Origin of the sequence: Acinetobacter cumulans (assembly GCF_003024525.3) — a bacterium.
In the GTDB taxonomy this organism is placed as follows: domain Bacteria; phylum Pseudomonadota; class Gammaproteobacteria; order Pseudomonadales; family Moraxellaceae; genus Acinetobacter; species Acinetobacter cumulans.
Genome location: NZ_CP035934.2, coordinates 877,597 through 903,602, shown reverse-complemented (window position 1 = coordinate 903,602; position 26,006 = coordinate 877,597). Strand labels below are relative to the sequence as shown.

Below are 26,006 nucleotides of genomic sequence, written 5' to 3'. Positions count from 1 at the left end.
GACTTATTCACCAAAGTAAGCATTATCAAATGCGGTCACAGCAGTCCCCGCATGTTTTACGCTGTACGCCAAACCATGAATTTCTGGTAATACCATGCTGTGATAGAAACGCGCGGTTTGAATTTTGCCTTTTAAGAAGTTCACATTGCTGTCGCCTGCTGCGAGCAATTCAGAAGCTTTGGCTGCACTTTGTGCCAATTGCCATGCACCCACGACATTACCCACGAGCATTAGATACGGTACAGAAACAGACAGTGCTTGCTTAGTCGATTGCAAGAACTGAGCGGCTATTTGCTGGCTATTTTCAGACAGAATTTCGATAGCATCTGCAAACGCTTTGGCCACATCTGCAAGCTCAGCATTGGCTTGAACTTGTGCCAATGTCTCTTTCATCAGGCCAATCAGCACACTTAAGTTTTCGCCTTGGTCTTTCACCACTTTACGACCGACTAAGTCTGCTGCTTGAATCGCAGTTGTGCCTTCATAAATCACACTGATCACAGCATCACGTAAATATTGCGCCACGCCAGTTTCTTCAATAAAGCCGATACCGCCATGTACTTGAATACCTGTAGTCGTCGTTTTTAATGCTGTTTCTGTTGCCCATGCTTTAAATACAGGAATCAGTAAATCAACCAAGCCTTGATTATGCTTACGCACGTCTGCATCGCTATGGCGGAAGCTGATATCTTGAGCTTGAGCAATAAACAATGACAATGCACGCATCGCTTCAACATTGGATTTCATGCTAAGCAACTGACGGCGCACGTCTGCATGTTCAATAATGGCAACTTGTTTGCCTGTTTCGACATCTGCACCTTGCACACGTTCACGGGCATAATCTAAAGCAGCTTGGTAAGAACGCTCTGTTAAAGCAACACCTTCCATGCCTACAGTTAAACGCGCCATGTTCATCATCACGAACATCGCCATTAAGCCTTTGTTTTTCTCGCCCACGAGGTAACCCAAAGCGCCTTCGTTATCGCCATAAGCCATCACACAGGTTGGGCTGGCATGAATACCCAACTTATGTTCAATCGACACGCAGCGTACATCGTTACGCTCGCCCAATGAACCGTCATCATTGACTAAAAACTTCGGTACAAGGAACAATGAAATACCGCGCACGCCTTCAGGTGCATCTGGCAAACGTGCCAACACTAAATGAATGATGTTGTCAGTAAAGTCATGCTCACCAAACGTGATAAAGATTTTTTGACCGCTAATACGGTATGTCCCATCACCTTGATCAATTGCCTTCGTTTTTAAAGCACCCACATCTGAACCTGCACCTGGCTCAGTCAGGTTCATGGTGCCGCCCCATTCGCCAGAAACCAGCTTAGGCAAGTACTTTTGCTTTAACTCATCAGAACCTGCATGGCTAATTGCTTCAATCGCGCCAATGGTTAAACCAGAACACATCACAAATGATTTGTTCGCAGACATCATGATTTCATTGACTGCAGTCGACAAAATATAAGGTAAGCCTTGTCCGCCAAATTCAGGCTCTAAGGAAATATTGTTCCAGCCTGCTTGCGTGTACTGCGCATACGCTTCTTTAAAGCCTTTTGGTGTTGTCACCACGCCATCAGCTATTTTTAAACCTTCACGGTCACCGCTGGCATTGATCGGATCCAGTACATTGGTGGCAAATTTACCTGCTTCATCCAAAATAGATTCATATAGATCTACGCCTAAGTCCTCTAAACCCGGAAGCTGAGCCAATTGCTCTTGATCTAATAAATGATTAAAGATAAAGCTTAGATCATTGAGAGGGGCTTTGTAGCTATTCATGCGCTCATTTCCTTGTCTTGCAGTAAACGCCAGTTAATTTTTCCGCTTGCCGTTTTTGGCAGTTCTGATGCGAACTCCACCACTTTCGGCACTTTGTAGGCCGACATATTGTCTCGGCACCACTGTCTTAATTCGTCTTCAGTCATCATTTGATTGGCTTTTAACACCACAATGGCTTTTACACTTTCGCCACGGTCATTTTTATTGCATGGGATAATGCAGTTTTCTAAAACTTTAGTGTTTTGATACAAAATGCTTTCGACTTCAGATGGCCAAACTTTGTAGCCCGACACATTGATCATGCGTTTTAAGCGGTCAGCCATAAAGAAGTAGCCTTCTTCATCGAAATAACCAACATCACCTGTTTTAAAGAAGCGTTTGCCATCATGTTCAATAAAAGAAGCTTCGGTCGCTTCGGGATTTTTCCAATAACCGCTGAATAAACATGGGCTAGTCGAAATAATTTCACCGTTTTGGCGAATGCCTAGTTCTGTACCTGTTTCTGGGTCAATCACACGGGTGTCTACATCAAACAGTGGCACACCTAAACATTGGCGCTTACCACGGCCATAAGGATTGAGATGCACACCAGCTGCCATTTCAGTCATGCCCCAGCCTTCAATAAACTCAATACCTGTAAGTGTTTCAAAGTCTTGGGCAATCGCATGTGGCATACCTGTACCGCCACCATAAACGTGGGTAAAGGATTTAAAATTGAATTTATTCACATCTGGCATTGCCAGCAGATCCACCACCATGGTTGGAATACAGCACCAATGTGTTAGGCCATGTAAATCGACCACTTGTGCAGCACAAAGGCGATCCCAACGAGTCATCAGGAAGGATGTTGCACCGAGCCAAATCGGCAAGCACATGGCATTCACCATGCCTGTAACATGGAAGAATGGCGTGACAGACAATACTTTTGCTGTGTTGTTCCACGGGCTCCAATTGATTTGCGTCAAAATTTGCGCAACCAAAGCACGATGACTCAGCATGCACCCCTTTGGATGTGCTGTTGTACCCGATGTATATAAAATAACGGCTAAATCCTCACCTGCTCGAACAGCTTGCGTTTCAATTGCTGAATGCTGTAAAGCAGTTCGCATGTCGGTTACATATTCAGTTTCAGCAACTGCAGGTGCTTGAATCACTGTTTCAGGTATTACAAAGCTGGTCGGCGTGAAAATATCATCACCATAACGTGCTGCAATAATTTTTCCTAAACAGGTTTTACCCAATAAAGTTTCAAACTCGGCCACAAGTTCAGAACCGACCACAGCAACTTTTGACTCTGTATCGGATACATACCATTCCAGTTCCAAAGCTTTGTTCATTGGATTGACAGGCACCACCACCGCGTCACAACGCAAAATTGCATAATAGGCAATAATAAATGACACGCTGTTTTGCATGCTGATCACAACACGGTCACCCGCCTGAACATTGGCTTGGGCTTGCAGATAACCCGCAAAACGTTCCACGCGTGCATTCAGTTCTGCATAGTTCACTTGGCTACCGTAATAATTCACTGCCACTTTATCTGGATAGCGCTGTGCATTGGTTGCCAAATGTTCATATAAACCTGTCTGTGGATACGACAAGTTTTTAGAAAGATGGCGTGGCCAATGTTCAAAATGTAATGTACTCATGATTTAACCCTCTGAGTGCCCAGTCATGTGCCCAACTGGGTCACCAAATTTATATTTTTATAACGTCGCGAATTAAGCTACTGATTGTGCTAACAATGCGGGTACTTGCCAAAAAGACGCATCTGTTGTTGGGTCTTGAGCAAATTGCTGCATGTTCAAACTCATTGTGTCGAGACCCTGTTCTGTCGCGTAGAACATTGGACCACCACGCCAGCGCGGGAAGCCATACCCTGCCAAATACACCACATCAATATCTGACTGGCGGAGTGCAATTCCTTCTTCGAGTAAACGGAAGCCTTCATTGGCTAAGGCGTAGATGCAACGCGCGACAATTTCTTCATCGCTAAACTGTTGTGCTTGAATGCCTTTTTCTGCACGGTAGGCATCAATCAATGCAATGACTTCAGCATCGACATCCCCACGGCGGTTGCCTTGGCTATAGTCATACCAACCTTTTTGTGTTTTTTGACCAAAACGTTTCAGCTCAAATAACTGGTCGGCAAAGCCTGAGAATTTCTTCGTTGGATTAAGCTTCAACTGATGCTTACGAATCATGTAATCAATGTCATTACCTGCCATGTCACACATGCGGAATGGCCCCATTGCCATACCCCAATTTTCCAAAGCGCGGTCAATTTGATACGGCGATGCACCTGCATCAATGAGTAGTCCTGCAATGCGCAAATAGGCATTTAACATACGGTTGCCAATAAAGCCGTCACACACTCCTGCAACCACTGCAGTTTTTTTCAGACGTTTGCCAATTTCTAAAGCGGTTTTTAAAGTGGCTTGGTCTGTGCTGTCTGTGCGGACAATTTCGAGAAGTGGCATAATTTGCGCAGGACTAAAGAAATGTAAGCCCACCACAGATTCAGGACGAGAGGTTTGCGCCGCAAGTTGATTCAAATCCAAAGTAGAGGTATTACTTGCCAAAACCGCATGTGCTGGTAAATGGGTATCCATGTGCTTGAGCACAGAAGTTTTTACATCCCAATCTTCAAACACCGCTTCCACGGCTAAATCCACCGTTGCAAGTGCAGAATATTCTAGGCTGGTTGCAAGATTCGCTTGAATCGCTGTGGCTTTTTCTTCAGTCAAACGACCTTTAGCCACTTGTCCTGCAAAGTGTTTAGCAATCAATGCTAAACCTCGGTCTAATCCCGCTTGCTGATTTTCAATGAGGGTCACAGGAAAACCTGCTTGCAAGAAGCAAATGGCAATACCACTGCCCATAGTCCCTGCACCAATCACAGCTACACGTTCAATGGCTTTGGCTTGTACAGCCACATCTAAATCTGGAATATGTTTTGCTTCACGCTCTGCAAAAAATGCATGACGCAAGCTTTTAGAAACATCCGAGGATGTCAGTTCTTGGAACAAAGCCTGTTCTTTGTCAAAACCTGCGAAAAAGTCTAAAGTTAATGCAGCTTCAACCGCTGAGAGAATAGCGTGCTGCACCACATGTTGTGGCTTATTCCCTAAAGCATCACGTTTTGCTTGCAATAAGGCCTGTAGTTCTTCTGTGAGTTCTAAGTTTTGATGCTTGATATGTGTCGAATTTGTTAATGTCTGAGCAAATTCAACTGCTGCTTGTTTAGCATCAGTTTCCGTCAATACATCAATGAGTGCTGAGTCAGTTAGTGTCGCGAGTTTTAAAGGTTTCGCTGTTAAAATAGCGTCTAAAGCCAATGCTGCACCAATATAACGTGGTAACAGTTGTGTACCTGCCGCACCTGGTAATAAACCCAAGTGCACTTCAGGCAAAGCCAGTTGTGCTTTTGCATGTACCACACGGTGCTGACAAGCCAAAGCTAACTCTAAACCACCGCCCAACGCAGTACCAGAAACTGCAGCCACAATCGGCTTTTGGGCATCTGAAATCTGATGAATTAAATCATGTAATGATGGAAAGTTAAGATGAGTTCCTGCTGAGAACTCTGCAATATCTGCACCTGCGCTAAATACTTTCGCTGAACCTGCTAGGACGATAGATTTAACGTGATCATCTGCTAACAATTGCTCAATTGCCTGATAGAGATCTGAGCGTAATGTATGTGAAAGTACATTTAATTTTTCAGTTTGAAAATTCACTACAGCCACATTGCCGTGTGTTTCAATCAGAATGTGATTTACAGAACCCATGCTCATCTTCCATTTTTTCAGTTGAATAAATGCAGTGCAAATCAGTTAAAATTTGCACTACAAAATTGTTTTATGCTTGTACTTGAGCACGTTTTTGCATTGTGCCCAGTAAGATCAGAATCAGAACAGCTGCGATAATAATGCCCGGAATACAGGTCGCAATCAGACCCGTTGCGCCATTCCCCATTGCAAGGAATTGACCCGCAACTGCAGGACCTGCCATCGCGCCAAAACGACCAACAGTCATTGCTGTCCCTACACCTGTACCACGCATTTGAGTTGGATAAACCTGACTGCCTAATGCATACAGCACCATCTGTCCACCAATCGTGAAACAACCCACCAATGCACCAGCAAAATACATCGCATTTACGGTGCTAAAACTGTTCAGCGCGATCAAACCTAAAATGATGCCGCTATACATCAGCAAAATGACGTTTTTCATTTTCCAATGGTCAACCAGCAAGCCCAGTACGATCGTTCCGACAAAAGCGCCCACCGAGAAGAACATTTGCACCATGGTTGCATCTTTTTTCTGGAACCCGAGCTCCATAAGTAATGACGGCAACCAGTTGAGTAGCATGTACACCACCATCATGGTGAAGAAATAACCCACCCAAAGTAGGATTGTTGGCATGCGGAAATACTGGTTAAACAAATCGCTGAATTTGCTTTTCTGAGCGGTATCAGCACTTTGCTGCGTTGCAAGAAATGCACGTGATTCAGGCAAGAATGCCATCATGAGCGGAATGACCATCAAAGGTAAAACACCACCCACATAAAAAATGACTTTCCAGTCTGCAGCCAATTGCGTACTCGCAAGTAGTGATACTGCAATACCACCAATTGGCATACCGCAATACATCAATGAAATTGCACGTCCACGTGCTTTATCACTCACTGATTCAGAAGCCAATGCCACTAAATTTGGCAATGCAGCGCCCAACCCTAAGCCTGTCATAAAGCGTGCAAATAACAGCCCTGAGTATGACGTTACCCAAGCGGTGAGAATTGAAAATAAACCAAATAATGCAACAGCAATGATCAGCACTTTTTTACGGCCAATGCGGTCCCCTAATCGACCACCAATTAAACCACCAGGCAATAAGCCTAAAATTGCAGCACTAAAAAATAAGCCCAGACTTGATTTATCTAAACCAAAATGTGCGCTAACACCTGCAGCAGCAACACCTGCAGACTGCAAATCAATCCCCTCAATCAAGGCGATCAGAAAGCAGATTAAAATCGTCATCACAGCATTACGCTGTGTATTTTGTTGTTGTTCCATACAACGTACCCTTCTTGTTTTGCGTTCCTAGCAAAAACAAACTAATTTGATATGGCTATATTGTCAAGCATACTTGACGTTTTAAGAATTAGAAAAAAGTCGTAGATAAAAATGGAAAAAAAAAATCATATTGCTTATATTGAGAGCTCATTTTTAGCCATGTATAAGCCGTGAAATCTCTAAGAACTTTGCTTCGATCTCGCCTTGAATGGATCGAAGACCATTTAATGAAAAATGCAGAAAAAAATGGTTATGGCTACGTAACACCATCGATGGCGAGGCTTTATAGTTATCTTGGCGAAACACCTGTGCCAATGTCTGAATTGGCTCGTCGCTTAAAAATTTCCCGCCAAGCGGTGCATCAGTTAGTCGCTGAAGGTCTTAATTCTAAGTTCTTAGAAGTTATTGATAGTCCAAATGACAAACGCATCAAAATGGTTAAGTTTTCGACGAACGGTAAAGAAATGTCGGATGTTGCATTGGCAGAAATTCATCAAGCCGAGCAAGAACTCGCAAAACATTTGGGTGAGGACAACGTTAAACAGCTCAGACGTATATTGGAATTAGATTGGCCAGAGAGTTAATACTGAAAGTACAAGCTATAAATTAATAGCTTGTTTTATATAAAAATTTATTAAATTCTGACGTTCGCCAATAGATTTTTGATAATAAGTTGAACTTAACAACAGGCAGGCACCATGTGTGATGGTCCAAACATAAGAAAGATAATCACGCAGGCTAATCGCACAATTGCGAGAAATTAGATATTCGACCGTAATATCTTTAACCTCGACTATTCTTTTTTCTCGAACTTCGTACAGTTGCTCAAACTTATTTTTTATTCCTCTTTCCTGACTGGTAATTCGCTCTTCAATACTATGCAGTAATACAGTTCGATTTGAATTCATCAGATGATAGAGCATGAACTGTCTAATTCCCTCTTGCACATCCGTTTTAAATTTTTGAGCGATCTCCAAGAGTCGCGTTTCATTCAAAATGAGCAATTCGAGATAGAGCTGGTTTTTACATTTAAAATATTTATAAATGGTGCCCTTCGCAATGTCTAATTCTTCTGCTAATTCCCCAACTACAATATCCTGATTATTTTCGAGCAGTAGCTGTTCGGTCACTTCTAAAATCTTCTGTTTGAGCAAAAAGATCTTTTCGTGGCGGGATATGGTCATAGGATTTCAACTCAGTACGAATCAATAAATTTTATATAAATTGATATCGCCCTATCATGATTAAGAACATCATAAAATGTCAATATTGATTGACGACATACATTTGTTTTTATTGCCTGAAATTAATCAGTTCTCGTGATTCCCATAAAGCTCAGCCTTATAAACATCTATCTCCAACAATAAATGAACAATATAAAAGCCTTAAATTACTAAAAATTTAGGTTTCTTTGAATTTTAGTGAGGAATGTATGGCTTATAGAGGTGGTCCCACTTGTTTGAACAACTAAAAGCGTATTTATAAGTGATATTCCGCTCTAGTTAAGCCACCTTGTTTTGTTGGGGTAGCTGATCATAGTAAAACTCATTTGGTGTCATTTTGTCTAGACTCGAATGAGGTCGTTTCAAATTATAAAACTCAAAATATGCACTTAATTGCTTTTTCGCATCTGTGACACTGCTATAAGCTTTGAGATACACCTCTTCATATTTAACGCTCCGCCATAATCGTTCAACCATCACATTATCTACCCATCGACCTTTACCATCCATACTGATTTGAATGCCATTTGATTTCAATACATCAATAAATGCATCACTGGTAAACTGGCTGCCTTGGTCTGTATTAAATATTTCAGGTCGACCATATTTTTCAATCGCTTCATTTAAAGCCGAAATACAAAAATCCACCTCCATACTAATCGATACTCTATGCGCAAGTACCTTGCGGCTATGCCAATCAATCACAGCACATAAATAAACAAAGCCTTTTGCCATAGGGATATACGTTATATCCGTAGACCACACTTGATTACTGCGCTGAATAGCCAATCCTTTGAGCAGATATGGATATTTACGGTGAGCTTGATTAGCCTGGCTTAAATTTGGTTTGCAATATAACGCCTGAATACCCATTTTCTTCATTAAAGTACGTGTATGACGTCGTCCTATATGATGTCCTTGACGATTCAACAAATCACGCATCATACGACTGCCTGCAAAAGGATATTGCATATGTAATTCATCAATACATCGCATCAGCTTCAGATCTGATGCACTCACAGGTTTTGGGCGATAGTAATAACAACCACGGGAGACTTTCAGCAGCTTAGCTTGCTTAGATACTGAAATCTGAAGTGAGTCGTCGATTAACTTTTGTGGTTGAAGCGGCCCAGTTTCTTCAACACACCTTCTAAAAAATCAATTTCTAATGCCTGCTCACCGATTTTTGCATGTAGTTTTTTTAGATCGATGGGTGGTTCTGTTGGAGCTTTTGATTGATCGAAAGCTTGCGAGGAAGCTGAGATCAATTGATTTTTCCAGTCAATAATTTGGTTTTGATGAACATCAAACTCAGCACTCAATTCAGCAAGTGTTTTTTCTGCTTTAATCGCAGCAAGTGCTACCTTAGCTTTAAAATCATTTGAATGATTTCTTCTTGGTCTACGTGCCATAAAATACTCCATATATTGATGTTTATAACATCATTTGAGGAGCAGAATATCACTTATAGGAGTTGTTCAAATTTACGGATCCATCTCTTATGGCAAAACTAAAGCTTTTATTCAATTAATTTTCAAAGCTGTATTAGAAGGATTTATACCCTATCAGGTTGTATTCGTGACTTAGCAAAGTTTGTTCAATAGCATGTGCAAAGGATCAATATTTAGGTTTAAACAAATATTTATATTCAGCAAATATTGTCTAAATATTAGTGGCTATTTATGTTTTCGTATTTAAAATCACCTATCTCAACAGCTGTTTCATCAATATGAATATGCTGTTTAGGGCTTTCATTTGATTCAATGACAGAGAGGCGCATAAATGCGCCGTCTTGTGGATTAAGTCTTATACAATTTTCTAAAATTTCTTTAGGCTGTTCTAGGCTCGGGGCTTCACGATGTACTGTTATTTTGTCCCCCTTATTCACCTTCATCATTGAATGGCAACTTCAATTGAAGCTGGTCCATAATTTTTAAGATGCTTTTCCTTAGTAATGGCTTGGCAACTTTTCCTAAATATTGCAGATTTCTTCCGGCATTACTTGCCCCTTGATCTACCAACATATATTCCAAAGTCGCTTTATTTAGCAACGTATAGAGCGATTGTTCTTCATAGGAAATTTTCTGTGCCATTTCTTCAAACACACGAGTGTATATTTCAATACATTGATCATTAATTCGCCATTCTGTATGAGAGATCAGGAAAGTAAATCCTTGTTGAGTAATCTCAAAATAATCAAGCGTTCGACCTGTCGAGTCTTTATAAGTACTGAGCAAAAAATTTCGTTTAGTGAAATCCTCCGAACAATTAAAGTTTCTGATTTTTTTCATTAAGTCAGAATGACAAATCCCAAAATCTTGAGCGAATTTAAGGCTTGAAATAGTTGGTTTCATCCTAAAACCTCCTGTTCCATTACTTTCATTTTTTGTGCTTCATGCCATTGCATAAGCTCGGCATAATCGAAAAAAATAGGGCTTTGTTTGCTTTCACCCATTTTAATAGGACGAGCAAATGATTCATCTGTACGTACGATATGGCGCAATGATTCACGGCTTATATCTAGGATTTGGCAAGCTGTTTTGAATTGAACTCGGATTGGTCGGATAGTCATAAATAAACCCATATTTAAAAGAATATGGGCTTAGTATGTTTATGTTTTTATAAAGTTATCCTAGTTAGGATTAAGTAATATCCTAACTAGGATTTTGACTATTTTTATGCTTATTAGCCTTAACCAACCATTTTTTAATGGTTTCGTCACTAGGAAACTTATCCACTCCTAGCAATTCAGCTTGAACTAAGAGGCTCTCATGTATTGCATGAGGCTTACTAACATCAATATCTGCCATCTTTGCCAATACAAGAAGTAATTTGGTGACATTGTTTTCTGCCCTTGTATTCCCTAGTTTGGATTCATCTACAGTAGTTTGGATTAACCCAAGTTCTTTTATTTTTTGATCTTTCTCTAAAAGCTCTGCTTTCAGTATTTTATTTTCTTCTAAGAGTTGGTCACGTTGCTGTTGGTAATGTTCGGGCGAAGCATGTCCAACACTTGGTATACCAACATCATTGGATGAAGCTTTTAGGCTTTGCACTTCTTTGCTCAATTCATCTATCTTAGATTTCAGATTGCTATTTTCATTTATGAGCCTAAATTCAACTTCAGATAAATTACCATCATCATTAAATCCCTCAATAATTTTTCCAATTTTATTAAGATATTTTTTTAACTCACTAGATCTGATGATGTAAAAATTATGCTCAAGTTCTTCAAATAGATTTCCTCTTACTAGGGAATATATCCAATTTTCTGCTTCAACATATTTAGGATTATCATTACGCCAAGCAACATAAGTCGATCTTGATTCAACATTTATTACTTCATACCCCGATACTAAACAAGCAGCCTCTTCAACTGTGAACGTTTCATTTTTATAAAATAAAGGGTAGTTTTTCTGTTTGTTACTGCCTTTCAAAAAATCTTCATTACTATCAATAAAATCAGGAAATTCTAACTCATCATTTTGATTGTCTATTACAATTGAATTTTCCTCCTCTAGTTGACATAAATAATCCTCATCCCATACATTTTCATCTTGTGTTTCTTCATCAAGCTCATCATTAAATCCATCTATAACTATCCCATTTTCACACAAAATACTTTTAAGAAGTTTTTTCTCAATAACTATGTCAAAATTTGAATTGATATCAAAATAATTAAAACAGCGTTGTAATGATTCTACAAATGCTGAAATAATAAAATTTTCTTGATCATTTTTAATATAGGTTCTATGATCCTCTCCTAATAATTCTTTAACATCATCTATAGTTAATTCATCGATATTTTTAAACTTTTCTATTGGTAATTTTTTATTCTTAATTAAATCAATTATTTTTTTTACTCTAAAGTAAAAATCAATAGATAATTCTCGAAATAATTTTAAATTGTATAAATCAGATAGCTTCCAATACGAGGAAGCTAATAATGTAGAAATATTTTTTTCATGAAATGTAAATGCATCTTCAAATTCTTCATTTTCACTAATTTCATTTAAAATTTGATATGTATTCGTAAACTTTCCCCAATTATGATCATCATCATGTAGAACATAATATTTATTACAAGCATAGGTAGAAACTTCTTCATCAAACATCTGATTTAATAAAAAAACTCCTACATACTTAATTGTCGTATTTTGTGTTTTTGCCAAGATTGAAATTGCATCAACTACTGAAATATATTCTTCTAAATTTTTTTTTGCTAAGTTTAATAGCTTCAATGTTGTGCCTCCCACAGCATCCCACAAAAAGTTGATAAGCCAATCGAATTGGGTATTCGACTTTCACTCCGTCGAGCTAGACTTAACAAACTAAATATAAATGATATTTAATCAAATCAGTGCAAATTTTGTCATTTAACTTTTTTAAATTGAATAATAATTTGATCTGCTATTTCTTAAATGATTCACATACCATTGCATCATATTCGCTCTGTCCTGTAAGTACTGCGCCTTGTTATATACACCCGACACGCCATCCTTAACATGCGCTAAAGCCAATTCAATATGACGTTCATCAACTATATTCCAAACCGTTTTTTTTTAAATTCAAACTCACCCCACTTTGCAAGCAACTGTAAATCCATACGAACGTCCATCGTAGGATAATTATTGATAGCTCTAATTAATGCGGGTAATTCCTTTTCGTCCACATGCGCCATATTTGTTTTTTTACCTTGCTATAGATATTTCTGAATACCCTCTAAAGGATTGTAACTTTTACAAAGTCATAAATCTCACAGTACATTGCCCGCTTACGATTCACCTGCACATAAATTCCTTTTCTTGTTGTATCCCTCGGATTCAATTTATATTTAAGGATATATACAGGGATGCACGATAAGCAAAACTATATCTTTTTATGTTTGGTTATATTTAGGCAAGAAAAAAGGCTTAAACCCTTAAGATTTAAGCCTTTCCACTTGATATTACGTCATATTCAGTCATATCAAGTTAGGTATTTGGTGGAGATGGCGGGAGTTGAACCCGCGTCCGCCAGCACTACGCTCGAGAATACTACATGCTTAGATATCGTCTATTGTTTTAACTCTTTGTGACCCGACGAACAGGGTACAAATCGCGATCCTCTAAGTTTAGTACAAAGCCCCGAGGCTTGGCTTTATACGGACTTGTGTGCTTGCGCTTCAGTCGGGATCTCTAACCACAAGTATTCAGAGATGCGGACAAGCTGCCCTTAGGCAGCTAGAGCGTATGATTCGTCGTTTGCGACTAAAAAATGCAAATTTGATTTACGAGAGAAAATGCGCTCTCGACATGCATCTATGAGTTTCATCACCAGCGTCGAAGCCAGAAACATCCCCAAAGTATGAACAATCATAGCATAACTGATAAAAAATACGATGTATTTTCTGAACAATTACACAATTGAATGCGCTTAATTACATAATTGCGCTAATATTTTATTTTTCAAGACCACAAAAGAAAAAGATATGAGCTATTTACTGGCCCTCGATCAGGGTACGACCTCAAGTCGTGCAATCATATTTAATGAACATGGACAAGTTCAGGCAACAGCTCAACGTGAAACACATATTCAAACCCCACACTCTGGCTGGGTTGAACAAGATGCTCAAGAAATTTGGAGCTCTCAAATTGCCGTAGTACAGCAAGCTCTAGCCTCTGCGCGTATTCTAGCTAAAGATATTAAAGCAATCGGCCTCACCAACCAACGTGAAACCACTGTGGTTTGGGATAAACGCACGGGTAAGCCTCTCGCTCCTGCTATTGTTTGGCAAGACCGTCGTGCAGCGAACTGGTGTAATCAACTTATCCAACAAAATTTACAAGAATCAATTCACCATACAACTGGGCTCAGAGTCGACCCCTATTTCAGCGCAGGGAAACTGGTTTGGCTACTCGAAAATACCGAAGGCTTACGAGAACTAGCACAACAAGGCCATGTGGCATTTGGTACGATCGATAGCTGGTTGGTATGGAATTTAACCCAAGGTGCTGAGCATATAATTGAAGCCAGTAATGCCTCACGTACCATGCTCATGAATTTACAAATGCAACAATGGGATGAATCATTACTCGAATTATTTAATATTCCAGCATCCATCTTGCCTAAAATTATCAGTTCCGACAGCTATGTAGCAGATACAGCTACGGGGCTACTGGGGGCAAATATTCCAATTACAGGCATATTGGGTGACCAGCAGTCTGCATTGTTTGGACAGTCCTGTTTTGAAGCTGGTACAGCCAAAAACACCTATGGTACTGGCTGTTTTATGTTGTTCAATACTGGAAATGAAGTCCAATATAGCACTAATAAATTATTGTCGACGCTTGCTTGGCAAGCGCAAGGTCAAACCACCTATGCCCTAGAAGGCAGTGTATTTATGGCTGGCGCCATTGTGCAGTGGCTCCGCGATGGACTCGGAATTATTCAAAAAAGTGGTGATGTGGAAAAGCTAGCCTGCCAAGTCTCCTCAACCGAAGGCGTCGTATTAGTCCCTGCCTTTACTGGACTTGGCGCACCGCATTGGGACAGTGAAGCACGTGCCTTACTTTGTGGAATGTCACGGGGCACAGGTAAAGCACATATCGCACGAGCAGCCTTAGAATCAATAGCATTTCAAGTCTCTGATGTGCTGAGCGCTATGCAGTCAGATATTTCAAAACCTTTAAAAGAGTTACGTGTAGATGGCGGTGCCTGTGCCAATGACATGCTGATGCAATTTCAAGCCGATATTTTAAATGTGCCTGTACTTCGTCCTAAACTTTTAGAATCAACCGCTTGGGGTGCTGCAGCTATAGCAGGCTTAAAGGCAGGCGTATTTTCAAACTTAGATGAAATAGCGCAATCTTGGCAGTTAGAACGTGCTTTTGAGCCAAACATGCAAGCAGATGAGCGCGAATATCATTTAAACCGCTGGCAGTCTGCTTTAAAACGTGCCAAATCTGATTTATAAACACATCATTCTCAACAGATAAAAAACCGCAATCAATGCGGTTTTTTATCTGATGTTCATTTAAGGCTAAGGCTTAATGTGCATGTCCGCCTGCCCCTTCCACAATTTTAGGTCGTGGGCATAACCAAATGATGAGGGCTGCGAATATAAAGATCATCGCCAAGAGTAAAAATACATGATTGGCAGACAAGGTTAAGGCTTCTTTATCGACTAAGCTGGTGATATACCCCAAAGCCCCTTGTGAGCTCATGCCTTGTTGCATCAACGTCGCTTGTGTATCTTCTACATGTAAGCTTCCCACCATATCGGCGCGTGCAAGTTTGGTATGATCATCCCAAATTGTAACTGCAATCGATGCGCCGATTGCACCTGCCATGGTTCTTAAAAAGTTCATTAAGCCCGCAGCAGAAGCCATTTCTTGTGGTTGAACTGAAGCCAAAGCCATATTAGACAGTGGAATAAAGAAAAATGGCACCGCAAAACCTTGTAGAATTTGGGGCAATGCTAAAGAAAAGAAATCTGCATCTGTAGTCCAAAAGGCGCGCATTAGAGTTACACCACCCAATATACTAAGACCAAAACTTGCTAGTGCACGTTGGTCGTATTTTGTCGCCAGCTTCGCCACCAATGGCGACATGGTTAAACTGCCCAAGCCCATGGTTGCAGTTAAATAACCGGCCCAAGTTGCGGTATAGCCCAAGTTAATTTGTAGCCACTGCGGAATCAGTACAATACTGCCAAAGAATGCACCAAAGCCTAAGGCCAATGCCACAACTGATATAGTAAAGCTTCGATATTTAAAGATTTGAATATTGACCACAGGATGCCGCTCTGTCAGCTCCCAAATGGTAAAAATCACCAATCCAATCAGTGCGGTCAGCGCCAGAACCATAATCACTGGGCTATTAAACCAGTCTCGTTCATGGCCCAAATCCAACATCAACTGCAAGGCACCAATCCATAACACCAATAAAACGAGGCCACCCATATCAATTTTGAGCTTCGCGATTTCTGTTTCAGCGGGTTTTAATAAACGCATCGCTGCCATCGCACAGATAATACCTACTGGAATATTGATAAAGAAAATCCAGTGCCACGACAAATTATCGCTGATGGAACCACCCAAAATTGGCCCTAAAATTGGCCCAACGACGGTAGTCATCGCCCACATGCCCATGGCTTGTGATTGTTTTTCAGGTGGAAAAATACGAAGTAGCAACATTTGGCTGAGTGGCATAATTGGGCCACCAAACAAGCCTTGACCTATTCGGCAAAACACCAGCATTTCTAAACTGGTCGATAGACCGCATAGTACCGAAAATACCGTAAACCCGATTAAGCTCACAGTAAAAACTTTGACCCCGCCAAAGCGTCCTGCCAGCCAACCTGTTAAAGGTACACAAATGGCCTCTGCCACCGCATAGGATGTAATGACCCACGTCCCTTGCGAACTAGAAACAGCCAAACTACCCGTAATATGTGTGACCGATACATTGGCAATGGTCATGTCGAGCACAACCATAAAGTTTGCCAATGCCAGCACAAAGGCTGCCAATATCAATCGGCTACCTTTTAAATCACCATAAGGAACATAGCTATTCATAGGTGTTTACTTCGTGCTTAAGTCAATTTTTGCTTCCATCGACAAGCCCACACGCAGTGGATGTTCGGCCAATTGCTGTTGATCTAAACGAATACGAACAGGTAAGCGCTGTACAACTTTAATCCAGTTTCCTGTTGCATTTTGTGCTGGAATTAAAGCGAAAGCTGCGCCTGTTCCACCAGAAAAGCCCACCACTGTGCCTGTGTACTCCACGCTATCACCATATAGATCTGACGTAAGTGTGACTTTTTGCCCTGGTTTGACACGCTCTAATTGGCTTTCTTTAAAATTGGCATCGACATATAACTGTGAAATTGGCACAACCATTAATAACACTGAACCCGGTGCCACACGCTGTCCAACCTGAATTTTACGACTGGTCACCACACCATCAAAAGGCGCTTTAATGACTGTGCGCTCTAGATCTAATTCAGCCTGTTTGAGTTTTGCTTGAGCAACCAATACATCAGGGGTTGAATGTTCATTGCTGCCTTGAATTAAAGCATTGTTGGCTGCTAAAGAGCTTTGCGCTGCTTTTTGACTCGATTTCGCCTGCGCTAAACCTGCTTGAGCGAGGTCAAACCCTGCTTGTGCATTATTTACGGCGCTTTGTGCGGTGCTTAATTCTTCTTTAGAAATTGCACCCGAAGCACTCAATTGCTGACGACGATTCAGTTCATCTTGTGCTTTATTGAGTTCTGCTTTAGCTTTGGCCACTTGTGCTTCAGCACTATGAATACCATCATCGCTCACAAAGACTTGTGAATTTAAAGCACTACTGTTGGCTGCCGTTTGTTTATATTGACGCTGTGCCTTCATTAATTCTGCTTTTGCTTGTGCCAAGGCAATTTCAGCATCCCGTGGATCAACCTGAACTAAGACCTGACCTTTTTTAACCTGCTGCGTATCACTAACCAATACATCAGCCACTTGCCCTGTCACCATCGATGTGACTGATGCTGTTTCAGCACCCACATAAGCATTATCGGTTGATACACTTTGGTTAAAAAATAATTTCCAAATCAGATAAATCGCTACAGCAATCACTAAAATTAATGCAACAAAGGTCAAACTTTTCTTTCGTTTGGCTTTCAGTTCTGAATCGCTGAGTTGAGGCACTGTTTGAGTCTCTGGCAGTGTTTCTTGGGCATCTGTCATTGATTTTTCCTAAATCCAACAGACTTACTCAAACGGCAACATATTTGCATCCCGCAAATATCGGACATTTTTGTCCTCTATGATGTCGATGAAAAAGTCATTTTTTAAATTTGACGCATTTTATAGCGAGATAATCATGTTTTGAGAATATAAATGTAACTGTTCAGTCTTCATTTCTTTAAAACAACACAAGATTCGCATCCTGTGCTGTCAATTATTCTGTATTATTATAAAGTTAGCTTAAGCCAATATTAATATGCATACGATGCAATCGCTATTGCAATCGCTTTGCCTTCGTCATTGTGCATGGTCATCCGCATGGTGCAGCCCTTACGACCTAAACGTAAAGTTTCTGCTCGGGCTGTAAAATATTGGCCACGGCCTGGTGCTAAATAATCTACACGCATGTCCACTGTTGCCAAACGGGATACCTTTTTACTGGTTTCGGTCATATCTTCAGCTTTTGCATGCTTATAGAGCTCACCCATTGCAGAAATGCCGCCAATGCTGTCTAGCAAAGTTGCAGCCACGCCACCATGCAAAATTTGAAATGCCACATTACCCACCAAATTAGGCGCCATATCTACACGTGCTTCGATTTGCCCGTCTACCACTGACATGTGCATGAGGCTATGAGCAAAAAATGGCGATGCATTAAATGCCTGACACAACCCTTGTAAAATTTGTGTCATGTCCACATTCGAGCTTAAATCCATATTACCTGTCCAATTTTTTGCTGCGTCCGTCATAGTCTGCTCGAATTACCTTAATTGAATAAAAAAATGAAGCGTGTTGTACTAAAACAGGATTATAAGTCTACAATAGCTCTAGTTTAAGACTGATCACTGAGATTGTTATGACCTATACGTTCAATCGTCCAGCATTTCCTGCCACTCGTATGCGCCGCATTCGTAAAAATGATAAATTGCGTGCCATGGTTCGAGAGACCCAACTGACGGCTGATCACCTTATTTATCCTGTATTTGTATTGCCTGGTCAAAATCAAACCCAAGATATTCCAAGCATGCCAAATGTTCAGCGTTTATCTGCAGATCTACTGCTTAAAAAAGCTGAAAGCTTACTGGAATTAGGCGTATCAAAATTAGCGCTGTTTCCTGTAACACCACAAGAAGACAAAAGTCTGAGCGCTGAAGCCGCTTGGCAAGACAATGGCTTAGTCCAAAATACAGTTCGCCTGCTTAAAAAAGAATTGCCTGAAATGGTATTGATTACCGATGGCGCACTCGATCCGTACACGACTCATGGTCAAGATGGCATTATTGATGACACAGGCTATGTGTTAAATGACGAAACTGTAGAATGTTTAATTAAACAAGCTTTAAGTCATGCTGAAGCGGGTGCAGATGTTGTTGCTCCGAGCGATATGATGGATGGTCGTATTGGCGCGATTCGCCAAGCACTTGAAGCCAATGGCCATATCTATACCAATATCATGGCGTATTCTGCAAAATATGCATCTAGTTTCTATGGCCCTTTCCGTGATGCTGTCGGGTCTTCAAGCAACTTAAAAGGTGGCAACAAGTACAATTATCAAATGGATATTGGTAACCGCGCAGAAGCACTCCATGAAATCGCCTTAGATATCCAAGAAGGTGCAGACATGGTGATTGTGAAGCCTGGTATGCCTTATCTCGACATTGTCCGTGAAGTCAAAGATACTTTTGGTATTCCAACTTTTGTATATCAAGTCAGCGGTGAATATGCCATGTTGGCGGGTGCCATTCAAAACGGTTGGTTATCTGAAAATGTGATTATTGAATCACTGATGAGCTGTCGCCGTGCAGGTGCTGATGGTATTTGGACCTACTTTGCCGAAGAAGTCGCGCTCATGTTAAAAGACATGAAATAAGTGTCTTCATTTAGCCATAAAAAAAGCATCTGATCAGATGCTTTTTTTATTTTGCTTAAGATGCTTAAAACTTATAGCTATAGGCTAAACCTAAAATATTCTGATTCATTTTTAGGTTGGCATTGCCCCCACCAAAGTTTGCGGGAATAGAGTTTTGCCCCTTCACTTCTTTTTCTAAAGCATGGGTATATGCAATGCTGACATCCTGATGTGTGTCGATTAACCATGTAGCCCCCAGACTTAAATGATCTTGTACCACGCCTGGAGCTAAGATATTTAAGAAGGTCTGATCCGCTTGAATGGGCTGATCATTATGGCTATAACCTGCACGTAAGCTAAGTTTAGGTGTAGCCTGATAAGTTGCACCCACTTTATAAATATTAATATCTTGCCAGCCAAAACCCGCTCCTTGAGCAGTCCCCAGCGGTTGGGTTAAATTGAGCGGATTACCCACGGAAGCAATATCTGAATAGTTAATCCGTTCAACATCAGCTGCCAGCGTTAATGCGGGTGTAAGTTTAAATGCAGCGCCTACACCATAGCTTTCAGGCACATCAAAACCACCATTTTCTGCGAATAAACCACGGTATTTATCAAATGTACCAGCTTTAACTTTAGATGAATATTTAGCACCTAAGGTCAATTGGTCATCAAAGAACTGCCCAGACCATCCCAATTTAAAACCAATACCCGTTGACGAATCTTTTCCGCGATTACTTAAATTACTGCTGTCTTGTGAAAGCTGGGCAAAACCATCAATGCCCTTGGCTTCAAATTGCTGATACATAATATTCGATGCGACCGCCACAGATTGGTTCGGTGCATATTTCCATGCCACAGCAGGCGAGAAAAATACTTGAGATAAATTTACGCCAGCAGGGCCTGTACTGCCATATTTTTCAAAAGGGCTTTGTTTATAGCTGGTGTTCATCCCGCCATTGCCATAAATCGCAAAACCTACAGCAATTTGATCATTCACTGGATGACTATAAGCCACTTCTGGAATCACAAAATATTCACGTCCATTGGCATCATATTCACCATTGGCTTGCGGGCTATCTTGAATATTGGCAGAACGATCTGGCGCAAATACTGTTGCGCCAACATTGACTTGCTGCCCCACCCAACTCAAACCTGCTGGGTTACTGGCAATTGTTAATGCGTCATTAAAATTTGCAATTGATGTACCTGCATTACCCTGCGCTTTAACACCATAACCATGCATAAAATATCCAGTCGTCGCATGTGTTGCACTACTGAATATTGCCAATATCCCCAAAGATAATGCGCTATAAATTGTTTTCATCGTGACGCCCTTATTTTTAATTAAGGAAATCATATTTTGTTTGCGATATTTTGTAATCGAATAAAAAACAACAAGCTTATCTTTTTTAGAGATATAGAAAAAAGAAAACAAATCGATTTTTCATATAGGCATTCTAAAACTCAAAAGCCAATCAGATGCTTTATAATTGCCCTTATTTTTGAAGATGCAGTAACACGGAATGCATATTGCCATCATAGGTGCAGGCATTAGCGGCTTATTGTCTGCCCTAGAATTTATAGATCAAGGCTGTTCAGTTTCAATTTTCGATCAACAATCTGCGGGTAAAGCAGCCTCTTGGGCAGGGGGCGGTATTCTCTCTCCGATGTATCCTTGGCGCTACCCGCAAGCGGTCAATGACTTGGCCAAACACGGTAAAGACTTATATCGCACATGGAATGAAAAACTATGCCCTATTTCTGGTATCGACTTCGAAATACATGAAACAGGCATGCTGATTTTTGATCAAGCTGATTTTGAGATTGGTTTGAATTATGCCAAATTGCATGATGAACCTATGCAATACTGCGAACATCTACAATACGACAAAATAAAACAGCTGAATCCACGGATTTCTCATCAATTTGAACAAGCTATTTATTTTCCTCAAATTGCCAATGTGCGTAATCCTCGCCTGCTTAAATCCATCATTGGCTACTTAAAACAGCATCCGCAGGTGCAGTTTTATGAACAGACGTGGATTGAAAAATTCATTATTCAAGATACACAAATTCAAGCAATCGAAAGCACACGTGGTGAACGTTTTGAAGCAGATCATTATGTCATTAGCACAGGTGCATGGTCAGAACATTGGTCTAGCCAACTTCGGCTACAGATTCCTATAGCTCCCGTTCAAGGTCAAATGCTCCTGTTTAAAGGCCCAGAAAATTGGCTACCGACCATGTGTATGAATGAAGTAATGTACTTAATTCCACGTCGCGACGGGCATATTGTCTGTGGATCTAGCATGAATCATTTAGGATTTGATCACCGTCCATCTACACACGTTCAACAAGATATTTATAAGGCTAGCCTGAAAATGGTTCCTGCACTTGCAGAACTTCAGATTGTAAAGCAATGGGCTGGCTTACGCCCAAGCTCACCCACAGGTATTCCCTATATTGGACAAATGCCTAATACTACCAACTTATGGGCGAATTTTGGTCATTATCGGAATGGTTTATGTATGGGGCCTGCTTCTGCACAGTTACTGCGTCAGCTGGTGCTACAACAAGACACCCTTGTTAATCCACAGGCTTACAGCCCTTTAGCATTAACGAGCCTCCATTAAACCTCACAGCGCGCCATATAAAAAATGCCTGTTCATCAGGCATTTTTTATTGCTCGCTTATATGAACTTAATGTGACGCTAATAAATTGGCTAATGCTTCTTTGAGTGTAGAGAACTGAAACGTATAGCCAGCATCGAGTAAAGCTTGGGGTTTGACATATTGACCATTTAAAATCAATTGTGATTGCTCACCTAGCACTAACTTCATTAAACCTGCAGGTAAGTTTAATAGTGGTCGTTTATTTAATTGTCTGGATGCTAAAGAGACAAAATCTGCCTGACTCACTCGCTCAGGTGCCACCAAGTTCCACACCTGTTTGGGTACATTCGATGTCATTATAAATTCAATGCTTTGCAATACATCACGAATATGAATCCATACCACGGGTTGGCGTCCGTGACCTATTTTTCCAGCCACATTCAATCGAATAGGCAATAACATTTGCGGTAAAATGCCACCTTTTGCAGACAGCACAATCCCCAGCCGAATGATTTTAGTATTTTGATTCGAAAATTGTAGCGCAGTCTGTTCCCACTGTTGGCACAGCTCAGATTGAAAGATGGTTTGGGCGGGCGACTGCTCGGTACATGCCTGTTGCCACTGCTCAGTGGTGTCTATTCCATAATAACCAATTGCAGAGCCCGAAATAATGCATTTGGGTACAATACGGCGCTGTTCTAAGTACCGGTACAATTGCTCAGTTGTTTGTACTCGACTGGCAATTAATTTTTGCTTACGCGCAGCCGTCCAGCGCCCCTGCCCAATGCTTTCACCCGCCAAATTAATCACATAATCAATCTGGTCTGTTTTTAACTCACTGAGCGCTGTGATCCATTGCATATCAGGATGCGGCGAAACCAAATCTTTTTTACGACTTAAACCAATAACCGCATAATCTTTAGCTAACAAGTATTCCGTCAGGCGTGTACCAATAAAACCACTCGCCCCTGTAATTAACACCCGTTCCTTCAGCATAAACCGTCTCTAATAAATGGAGATACCCTACCATCTATAAGATAAGTTCATGTTTTGTTCAAGCCTTATTCATGGCCAAACATTTTAACTGACATGCGCTTTGCTTGCGCGCCATAAAACCAATAGGTAAGTAAATACAATGGAATCGCCAACAGCATACCCATAATAACCACCAAACTCATAAACTTAGGCTGTTGTAAGTACGATATAAAGTTTTGCCAAATTTCAGGATCTTTTATCGCAAATAAAGCAACGCCTAAAATTTGAAAGGCAATGTTGTAACCCCAAAAAATTAAGGTAAAGCCTAAAGTGATTTTTTTACGCTCTGCCTGTGTTGGTGCACGTTGATTTCGCTTTAAAAAGATATAAAGCACCCAAACCATTGCCACGATATAGGGTACAGCTGTTAAAATACCGCCTACACCCATTGGTAGTAGCGCGGCCAACACACCGCAAACACAGCTGAGCACCAAGCAAATGATAAAAAACATGACAAAATAACGAGTTAGCGACATCTGAATGATGACCTAAGAAATAAAATCAGTTCAGTATAAAAAAAAATGAATTTTTTTTCATTTTATTGTCAACCAATCTCTCATTGGTAGCGTTATATAGGGTACAAGGTCTGTAGCAGCCGATGATTTGTACTGGCATCCACAATGTTTCGGTGACCTTTCTTAAAGCAATAATTTTCTTTTCAGGTTTGAGCCTTTGAACAGCAGCCAAATCTTAAACCTTGAAATAGATTTTTTGACCGACGATTTCACCATCACTCGAATCGTCGGTCTTTTATTTTCTGCGTTTTTTTTCAACACAAAACTCAGTCTTATCATTCTAACTCAATTTTTAAAATTTCAATCCAAGCACTCATCTTTACAGAAAGACGCACATCGTCTGCAAAGCTATACCTTAAGATCAATCTCATCTCATTCCTTCTGCTGGAGCATCTCCGCATGAATGCTGTTATTTATTTTGAAATTCAATCTTCAAATCCTGAACGAGACACACAATTCTACAGTGAAATATTTGGTTGGACTTTTCATCGTGTAGACGGCCTTCCCATTCAATATTATCAAATTGAAACTGCGGGTATACATGGTGGCTTACTCGAGCGACCTGCCCAGACCCCGCCCACACATTGTGGCACCAATGCCTTTACCTGTTCGATTGAAGTTGAAAACTTTGATGCAACAGCAGCTAAAATTTTAGCGAATGGCGGTCAAGTCGCTATGAAAAAATTCGCCATTGCAGGCAAATGCTGGCAAGGCTATTTCTTAGATCCCGACCACAATACTTTTGGACTTGTGCAAGTCGATCCCAATGCAGCATAACCACTTTGTACAAATGCTCATATTTTAGCAACGCCCTAAGCGACTTAGCTTGACGCATGAATAATCAATAACCAACGGAATATTCAGTATTTATGATACTTTAGAGCCCAATCAAATCTTTTGATGTTTTGGGGCTAGCATGACTGTTCGTTTTTTTCATACTTCTGATTGGCATTTAGGACAATTCTTCTATAACCATTCGCGTGACTACGAACATGAACAGTTTCTCAATTGGCTACTTGAGCAAATAGCACAAAAACAGCCACATGCCCTGCTCATTGCAGGTGATATTTTTGATGTCATCAACCCTGCATCTAGAGCGCAAAAGCAGCTGTATCAGTTTTTAGCAGATGCGCATGAGCGTGCTCCGCACATGCAAACCCTGATGATCGCAGGCAACCATGACTCAGGCTACCGTATTGAGCAAGTTGAGCCATTATTAGAAAAATACCATGCCAAAGCTGTTGGCGTGGTCCATAAAAATACCGAAGGTCAGCTCGATTTAGACCGACTGCTCGTACCTATTTATGATGAACAAAAAAATATCGTGGCATGGTGTCTGACTTTACCTTTTTTACGGGCTGCCGAGATTACTGGTTTAAATGATCAAACCACCAATAGTCAAAATGCCATTGCCTATGTACATCAGCAATTAATTGCAGAAGCCAAAGCACGTAAAACCCCAGATCAAGCCTTAATTTTAATGTCACATGCCCACATGCAAGGCGGTGAAACCTCGGACTCAGAGCGCCCGATTATTATTGGCAATGAAGAAGCGCTTTCGACTGCGCTATTTGATGATGTAATCGACTATGTTGCACTTGGGCATTTGCATAAACCGCAAAAAGTCGGACAGGCTCATATCCGTTATAGCGGCTCACCGATTCCCCTGTCATTTAGTGAAATCAATTATAAGCACCAAGTGCTTGAGATCAGTATTGACCCGACTCAAAGCGATGAATCACGCTTTCAAATGGAGTCCTTAGCGATTCCGCGCAGTGTGCAATTGCATCGAATCAAAGGCACAATTCCAAAAGTTTTGGAACAATTATCTGCTTTGGCAAGCGGTGAAATTGAAGATATTGATCAGCGTGAATATGTCGAAATTGAATATCATACCGACACCCCGCCTGCACCTAATTTAAGACAGCAGTTTGAAGAGGCTTTAGCGCCAAACCGTTATCGTTTGGTGCGCATCAGCCGCCGTTATTTAACTTCAGATCAAAATAATCAGCAGCAAGCTGCAATCAACCTTGATCCGCCTACGCCTGAAAAATTATTCCAAAATCTTTGGGAAAAACAAGGCTACGGTGCTGATGACACCGTAATGAAAGATTTTTTAAGTTTGGTCGATGAAGCACAGAAATCACTTGAAGATGATGCGAACGCTTAAGGAATT

Annotated in this window: 22 protein-coding genes, 1 other RNA gene and 2 pseudogenes; 7 read left to right on the top strand and 18 right to left on the bottom strand. The window is 40.8% G+C overall.

The features are described 5' to 3' along the window. Positions 1 to 3: 3 nt before the first annotated feature. The 4 genes from C9E88_RS04225 to mhpT form a co-directional block, all read right to left on the bottom strand. A complete protein-coding gene (locus C9E88_RS04225) occupies positions 4 to 1,794 on the bottom strand; it encodes an acyl-CoA dehydrogenase (protein ID WP_106986714.1) in 1,791 nt (596 codons plus the stop codon). Continuing rightward, a complete protein-coding gene (locus C9E88_RS04220) occupies positions 1,791 to 3,446 on the bottom strand; it encodes a long-chain-fatty-acid--CoA ligase (protein WP_106986715.1) in 1,656 nt (551 codons plus the stop codon). The genes C9E88_RS04225 and C9E88_RS04220 overlap by 4 nt, the downstream gene beginning before the upstream one ends. Positions 3,447 to 3,518: 72 nt before the next feature. Beyond that, the gene (locus C9E88_RS04215) at positions 3,519 to 5,588 is read right to left on the bottom strand and encodes a 3-hydroxyacyl-CoA dehydrogenase NAD-binding domain-containing protein (protein WP_162368826.1); all 2,070 of its coding nucleotides are present in this window, start codon (positions 5,586 to 5,588) and stop codon (positions 3,519 to 3,521) included. Between the two features lie 70 nt (positions 5,589 to 5,658). Then, entirely contained in the window at positions 5,659 to 6,876 is a 1,218-nt protein-coding gene (gene mhpT / locus C9E88_RS04210; protein ID WP_106986717.1) for a 3-(3-hydroxy-phenyl)propionate transporter MhpT, read from the bottom strand. Positions 6,877 to 7,103: 227 nt separating this feature from the next. Between mhpT and C9E88_RS04205 the strand changes: the two genes are divergently transcribed. Continuing rightward, the gene (locus C9E88_RS04205) at positions 7,104 to 7,460 is read left to right on the top strand and encodes a MarR family winged helix-turn-helix transcriptional regulator (protein WP_218646850.1); all 357 of its coding nucleotides are present in this window, start codon (positions 7,104 to 7,106) and stop codon (positions 7,458 to 7,460) included. Positions 7,461 to 7,475: 15 nt separating this feature from the next. On the opposite strand, the gene C9E88_RS04200 is transcribed toward C9E88_RS04205, so the two are convergent. Together C9E88_RS04200 and C9E88_RS04195 are read right to left on the bottom strand one after the other, a co-directional pair. Beyond that, complete coding sequence (locus C9E88_RS04200) at positions 7,476 to 8,060, bottom strand: TetR/AcrR family transcriptional regulator (RefSeq protein ID WP_106986719.1); 585 nt, start codon at positions 8,058 to 8,060, stop codon at positions 7,476 to 7,478. Between the two features lie 318 nt (positions 8,061 to 8,378). Beyond that, positions 8,379 to 9,511, bottom strand: a protein-coding gene (locus C9E88_RS04195; RefSeq protein WP_223155595.1) for an IS3-like element ISAba14 family transposase whose coding sequence is annotated in 2 segments (ribosomal slippage) — positions 8,379 to 9,259 and positions 9,259 to 9,511 — 1,134 coding nt in all. Because the reading frame shifts where the segments join, the coding sequence is not laid out codon by codon here. Between the two features lie 82 nt (positions 9,512 to 9,593). On the opposite strand from C9E88_RS04195, the pseudogene C9E88_RS17740 reads away from it, so the two are divergent. Beyond that, positions 9,594 to 9,686, top strand: a pseudogene (locus C9E88_RS17740) (Fic family protein); the annotation flags it as partial. Between the two features lie 82 nt (positions 9,687 to 9,768). Here the strand turns inward: C9E88_RS17740 and C9E88_RS04185 are convergent. The 6 genes and pseudogenes from C9E88_RS04185 to ssrA form a co-directional block, all read right to left on the bottom strand. Next, positions 9,769 to 9,996: a hypothetical protein gene (locus C9E88_RS04185; protein WP_106985520.1), complete on the bottom strand. Its 228-nt coding sequence runs from the start codon at positions 9,994 to 9,996 to the stop codon at positions 9,769 to 9,771. Beyond that, complete coding sequence (locus tag C9E88_RS04180; protein WP_106985519.1) at positions 9,980 to 10,453, bottom strand: Rha family transcriptional regulator; 474 nt, start codon at positions 10,451 to 10,453, stop codon at positions 9,980 to 9,982. The genes C9E88_RS04185 and C9E88_RS04180 overlap by 17 nt, the downstream gene beginning before the upstream one ends. Beyond that, a complete protein-coding gene (locus C9E88_RS04175) occupies positions 10,450 to 10,671 on the bottom strand; it encodes a transcriptional regulator (RefSeq protein WP_106985518.1) in 222 nt (73 codons plus the stop codon). Before C9E88_RS04175 ends, C9E88_RS04180 begins: the two co-directional genes overlap by 4 nt. Before the next feature lie 82 nt (positions 10,672 to 10,753). Beyond that, positions 10,754 to 12,367, bottom strand: coding sequence for a hypothetical protein (locus C9E88_RS04170; protein ID WP_106985517.1), 1,614 nt, complete (start codon positions 12,365 to 12,367; stop codon positions 10,754 to 10,756). 104 nt (positions 12,368 to 12,471) lie between these two features. Continuing rightward, positions 12,472 to 12,896: pseudogene (locus tag C9E88_RS17945) on the bottom strand (tyrosine-type recombinase/integrase); the annotation flags it as partial. 185 nt (positions 12,897 to 13,081) lie between these two features. Further along, positions 13,082 to 13,440, bottom strand: a transfer-messenger RNA (tmRNA) gene (gene ssrA, locus C9E88_RS04165). 129 nt (positions 13,441 to 13,569) lie between these two features. On the opposite strand from ssrA, the gene glpK reads away from it, so the two are divergent. Beyond that, entirely contained in the window at positions 13,570 to 15,054 is a 1,485-nt protein-coding gene (gene glpK, locus C9E88_RS04160; protein WP_106985516.1) for a glycerol kinase GlpK, read from the top strand. Positions 15,055 to 15,127: 73 nt separating this feature from the next. Here glpK and C9E88_RS04155 read toward each other — a convergent pair whose 3' ends face one another. From C9E88_RS04155 to C9E88_RS04145, 3 genes are all read right to left on the bottom strand, one after another. After that, the gene (locus C9E88_RS04155; RefSeq protein ID WP_106985515.1) at positions 15,128 to 16,657 is read right to left on the bottom strand and encodes a DHA2 family efflux MFS transporter permease subunit; all 1,530 of its coding nucleotides are present in this window, start codon (positions 16,655 to 16,657) and stop codon (positions 15,128 to 15,130) included. A gap of 6 nt (positions 16,658 to 16,663) precedes the next feature. Continuing rightward, positions 16,664 to 17,815 carry an HlyD family secretion protein gene (locus C9E88_RS04150; RefSeq protein WP_106985514.1) on the bottom strand — a complete coding sequence of 384 codons (1,152 nt, stop codon included), beginning with the start codon at positions 17,813 to 17,815 and terminating at the stop codon, positions 16,664 to 16,666. Positions 17,816 to 18,066: 251 nt separating this feature from the next. Beyond that, positions 18,067 to 18,564: a thioesterase family protein gene (locus tag C9E88_RS04145; RefSeq protein ID WP_106985513.1), complete on the bottom strand. Its 498-nt coding sequence runs from the start codon at positions 18,562 to 18,564 to the stop codon at positions 18,067 to 18,069. Between the two features lie 107 nt (positions 18,565 to 18,671). Here C9E88_RS04145 and hemB point away from each other — a divergent pair, with 107 nt between their 5' ends. Then, entirely contained in the window at positions 18,672 to 19,685 is a 1,014-nt protein-coding gene (gene hemB / locus C9E88_RS04140) for a porphobilinogen synthase (protein ID WP_106985512.1), read from the top strand. Between the two features lie 64 nt (positions 19,686 to 19,749). Here the strand turns inward: hemB and C9E88_RS04135 are convergent, their stop codons facing one another. Next, positions 19,750 to 20,991: an OmpP1/FadL family transporter gene (locus C9E88_RS04135; protein WP_106985511.1), complete on the bottom strand. Its 1,242-nt coding sequence runs from the start codon at positions 20,989 to 20,991 to the stop codon at positions 19,750 to 19,752. A gap of 199 nt (positions 20,992 to 21,190) precedes the next feature. Between C9E88_RS04135 and C9E88_RS04130 the strand changes: the two genes are divergently transcribed. Then, positions 21,191 to 22,300 (top strand): NAD(P)/FAD-dependent oxidoreductase, encoded by a 1,110-nt coding sequence (locus C9E88_RS04130; RefSeq protein ID WP_106985510.1) that lies wholly within the window; start codon positions 21,191 to 21,193, stop codon positions 22,298 to 22,300. 67 nt (positions 22,301 to 22,367) lie between these two features. Here the strand turns inward: C9E88_RS04130 and C9E88_RS04125 are convergent, their stop codons facing one another. Both C9E88_RS04125 and C9E88_RS04120 read right to left on the bottom strand, forming a co-directional pair. Beyond that, positions 22,368 to 23,276, bottom strand: coding sequence for a TIGR01777 family oxidoreductase (locus C9E88_RS04125; RefSeq protein WP_106985509.1), 909 nt, complete (start codon positions 23,274 to 23,276; stop codon positions 22,368 to 22,370). Positions 23,277 to 23,341: 65 nt separating this feature from the next. Beyond that, positions 23,342 to 23,791, bottom strand: a complete 450-nt coding sequence (locus tag C9E88_RS04120) for an ABZJ_00895 family protein (protein WP_106985508.1) — start codon at positions 23,789 to 23,791, stop codon at positions 23,342 to 23,344. Positions 23,792 to 24,229: 438 nt separating this feature from the next. Here C9E88_RS04120 and C9E88_RS04115 point away from each other — a divergent pair, with 438 nt between their 5' ends. Next, positions 24,230 to 24,607 (top strand): VOC family protein, encoded by a 378-nt coding sequence (locus C9E88_RS04115; protein ID WP_106985507.1) that lies wholly within the window; start codon positions 24,230 to 24,232, stop codon positions 24,605 to 24,607. Between the two features lie 139 nt (positions 24,608 to 24,746). Further along, positions 24,747 to 26,000 carry an exonuclease SbcCD subunit D gene (locus tag C9E88_RS04110; RefSeq protein WP_106985506.1) on the top strand — a complete coding sequence of 418 codons (1,254 nt, stop codon included), beginning with the start codon at positions 24,747 to 24,749 and terminating at the stop codon, positions 25,998 to 26,000. The last annotated feature ends 6 nt before the right edge of the window (positions 26,001 to 26,006 follow it).

Excerpts from the sequence above, each read along its gene's own strand:
- C9E88_RS04225 (WP_106986714.1), bottom strand. The coding sequence starts at position 1,794 with ATGAATAGCTACAAAGCCCCTCTCAATGATCTAAGCTTTATCTTTAAT.
- C9E88_RS04220 (WP_106986715.1), bottom strand. The coding sequence starts at position 3,446 with ATGAGTACATTACATTTTGAACATTGGCCACGCCATCTTTCTAAAAAC.
- C9E88_RS04215 (WP_162368826.1), bottom strand. The coding sequence starts at position 5,588 with ATGGGTTCTGTAAATCACATTCTGATTGAAACACACGGCAATGTGGCT.
- mhpT (WP_106986717.1), bottom strand. The coding sequence starts at position 6,876 with ATGGAACAACAACAAAATACACAGCGTAATGCTGTGATGACGATTTTA.
- C9E88_RS04205 (WP_218646850.1), top strand. The coding sequence starts at position 7,104 with ATGAAAAATGCAGAAAAAAATGGTTATGGCTACGTAACACCATCGATG.
- C9E88_RS04200 (WP_106986719.1), bottom strand. The coding sequence starts at position 8,060 with ATGACCATATCCCGCCACGAAAAGATCTTTTTGCTCAAACAGAAGATT.
- C9E88_RS04185 (WP_106985520.1), bottom strand. The coding sequence starts at position 9,996 with ATGATGAAGGTGAATAAGGGGGACAAAATAACAGTACATCGTGAAGCC.
- C9E88_RS04180 (WP_106985519.1), bottom strand. The coding sequence starts at position 10,453 with ATGAAACCAACTATTTCAAGCCTTAAATTCGCTCAAGATTTTGGGATT.
- C9E88_RS04175 (WP_106985518.1), bottom strand. The coding sequence starts at position 10,671 with ATGACTATCCGACCAATCCGAGTTCAATTCAAAACAGCTTGCCAAATC.
- glpK (WP_106985516.1), top strand. The coding sequence starts at position 13,570 with ATGAGCTATTTACTGGCCCTCGATCAGGGTACGACCTCAAGTCGTGCA.
- C9E88_RS04155 (WP_106985515.1), bottom strand. The coding sequence starts at position 16,657 with ATGAATAGCTATGTTCCTTATGGTGATTTAAAAGGTAGCCGATTGATA.
- C9E88_RS04150 (WP_106985514.1), bottom strand. The coding sequence starts at position 17,815 with ATGACAGATGCCCAAGAAACACTGCCAGAGACTCAAACAGTGCCTCAA.
- C9E88_RS04145 (WP_106985513.1), bottom strand. The coding sequence starts at position 18,564 with ATGACGGACGCAGCAAAAAATTGGACAGGTAATATGGATTTAAGCTCG.
- hemB (WP_106985512.1), top strand. The coding sequence starts at position 18,672 with ATGACCTATACGTTCAATCGTCCAGCATTTCCTGCCACTCGTATGCGC.
- C9E88_RS04135 (WP_106985511.1), bottom strand. The coding sequence starts at position 20,991 with ATGAAAACAATTTATAGCGCATTATCTTTGGGGATATTGGCAATATTC.
- C9E88_RS04130 (WP_106985510.1), top strand. The coding sequence starts at position 21,191 with ATGCATATTGCCATCATAGGTGCAGGCATTAGCGGCTTATTGTCTGCC.
- C9E88_RS04125 (WP_106985509.1), bottom strand. The coding sequence starts at position 23,276 with ATGCTGAAGGAACGGGTGTTAATTACAGGGGCGAGTGGTTTTATTGGT.
- C9E88_RS04120 (WP_106985508.1), bottom strand. The coding sequence starts at position 23,791 with ATGTCGCTAACTCGTTATTTTGTCATGTTTTTTATCATTTGCTTGGTG.
- C9E88_RS04115 (WP_106985507.1), top strand. The coding sequence starts at position 24,230 with ATGAATGCTGTTATTTATTTTGAAATTCAATCTTCAAATCCTGAACGA.
- C9E88_RS04110 (WP_106985506.1), top strand. The coding sequence starts at position 24,747 with ATGACTGTTCGTTTTTTTCATACTTCTGATTGGCATTTAGGACAATTC.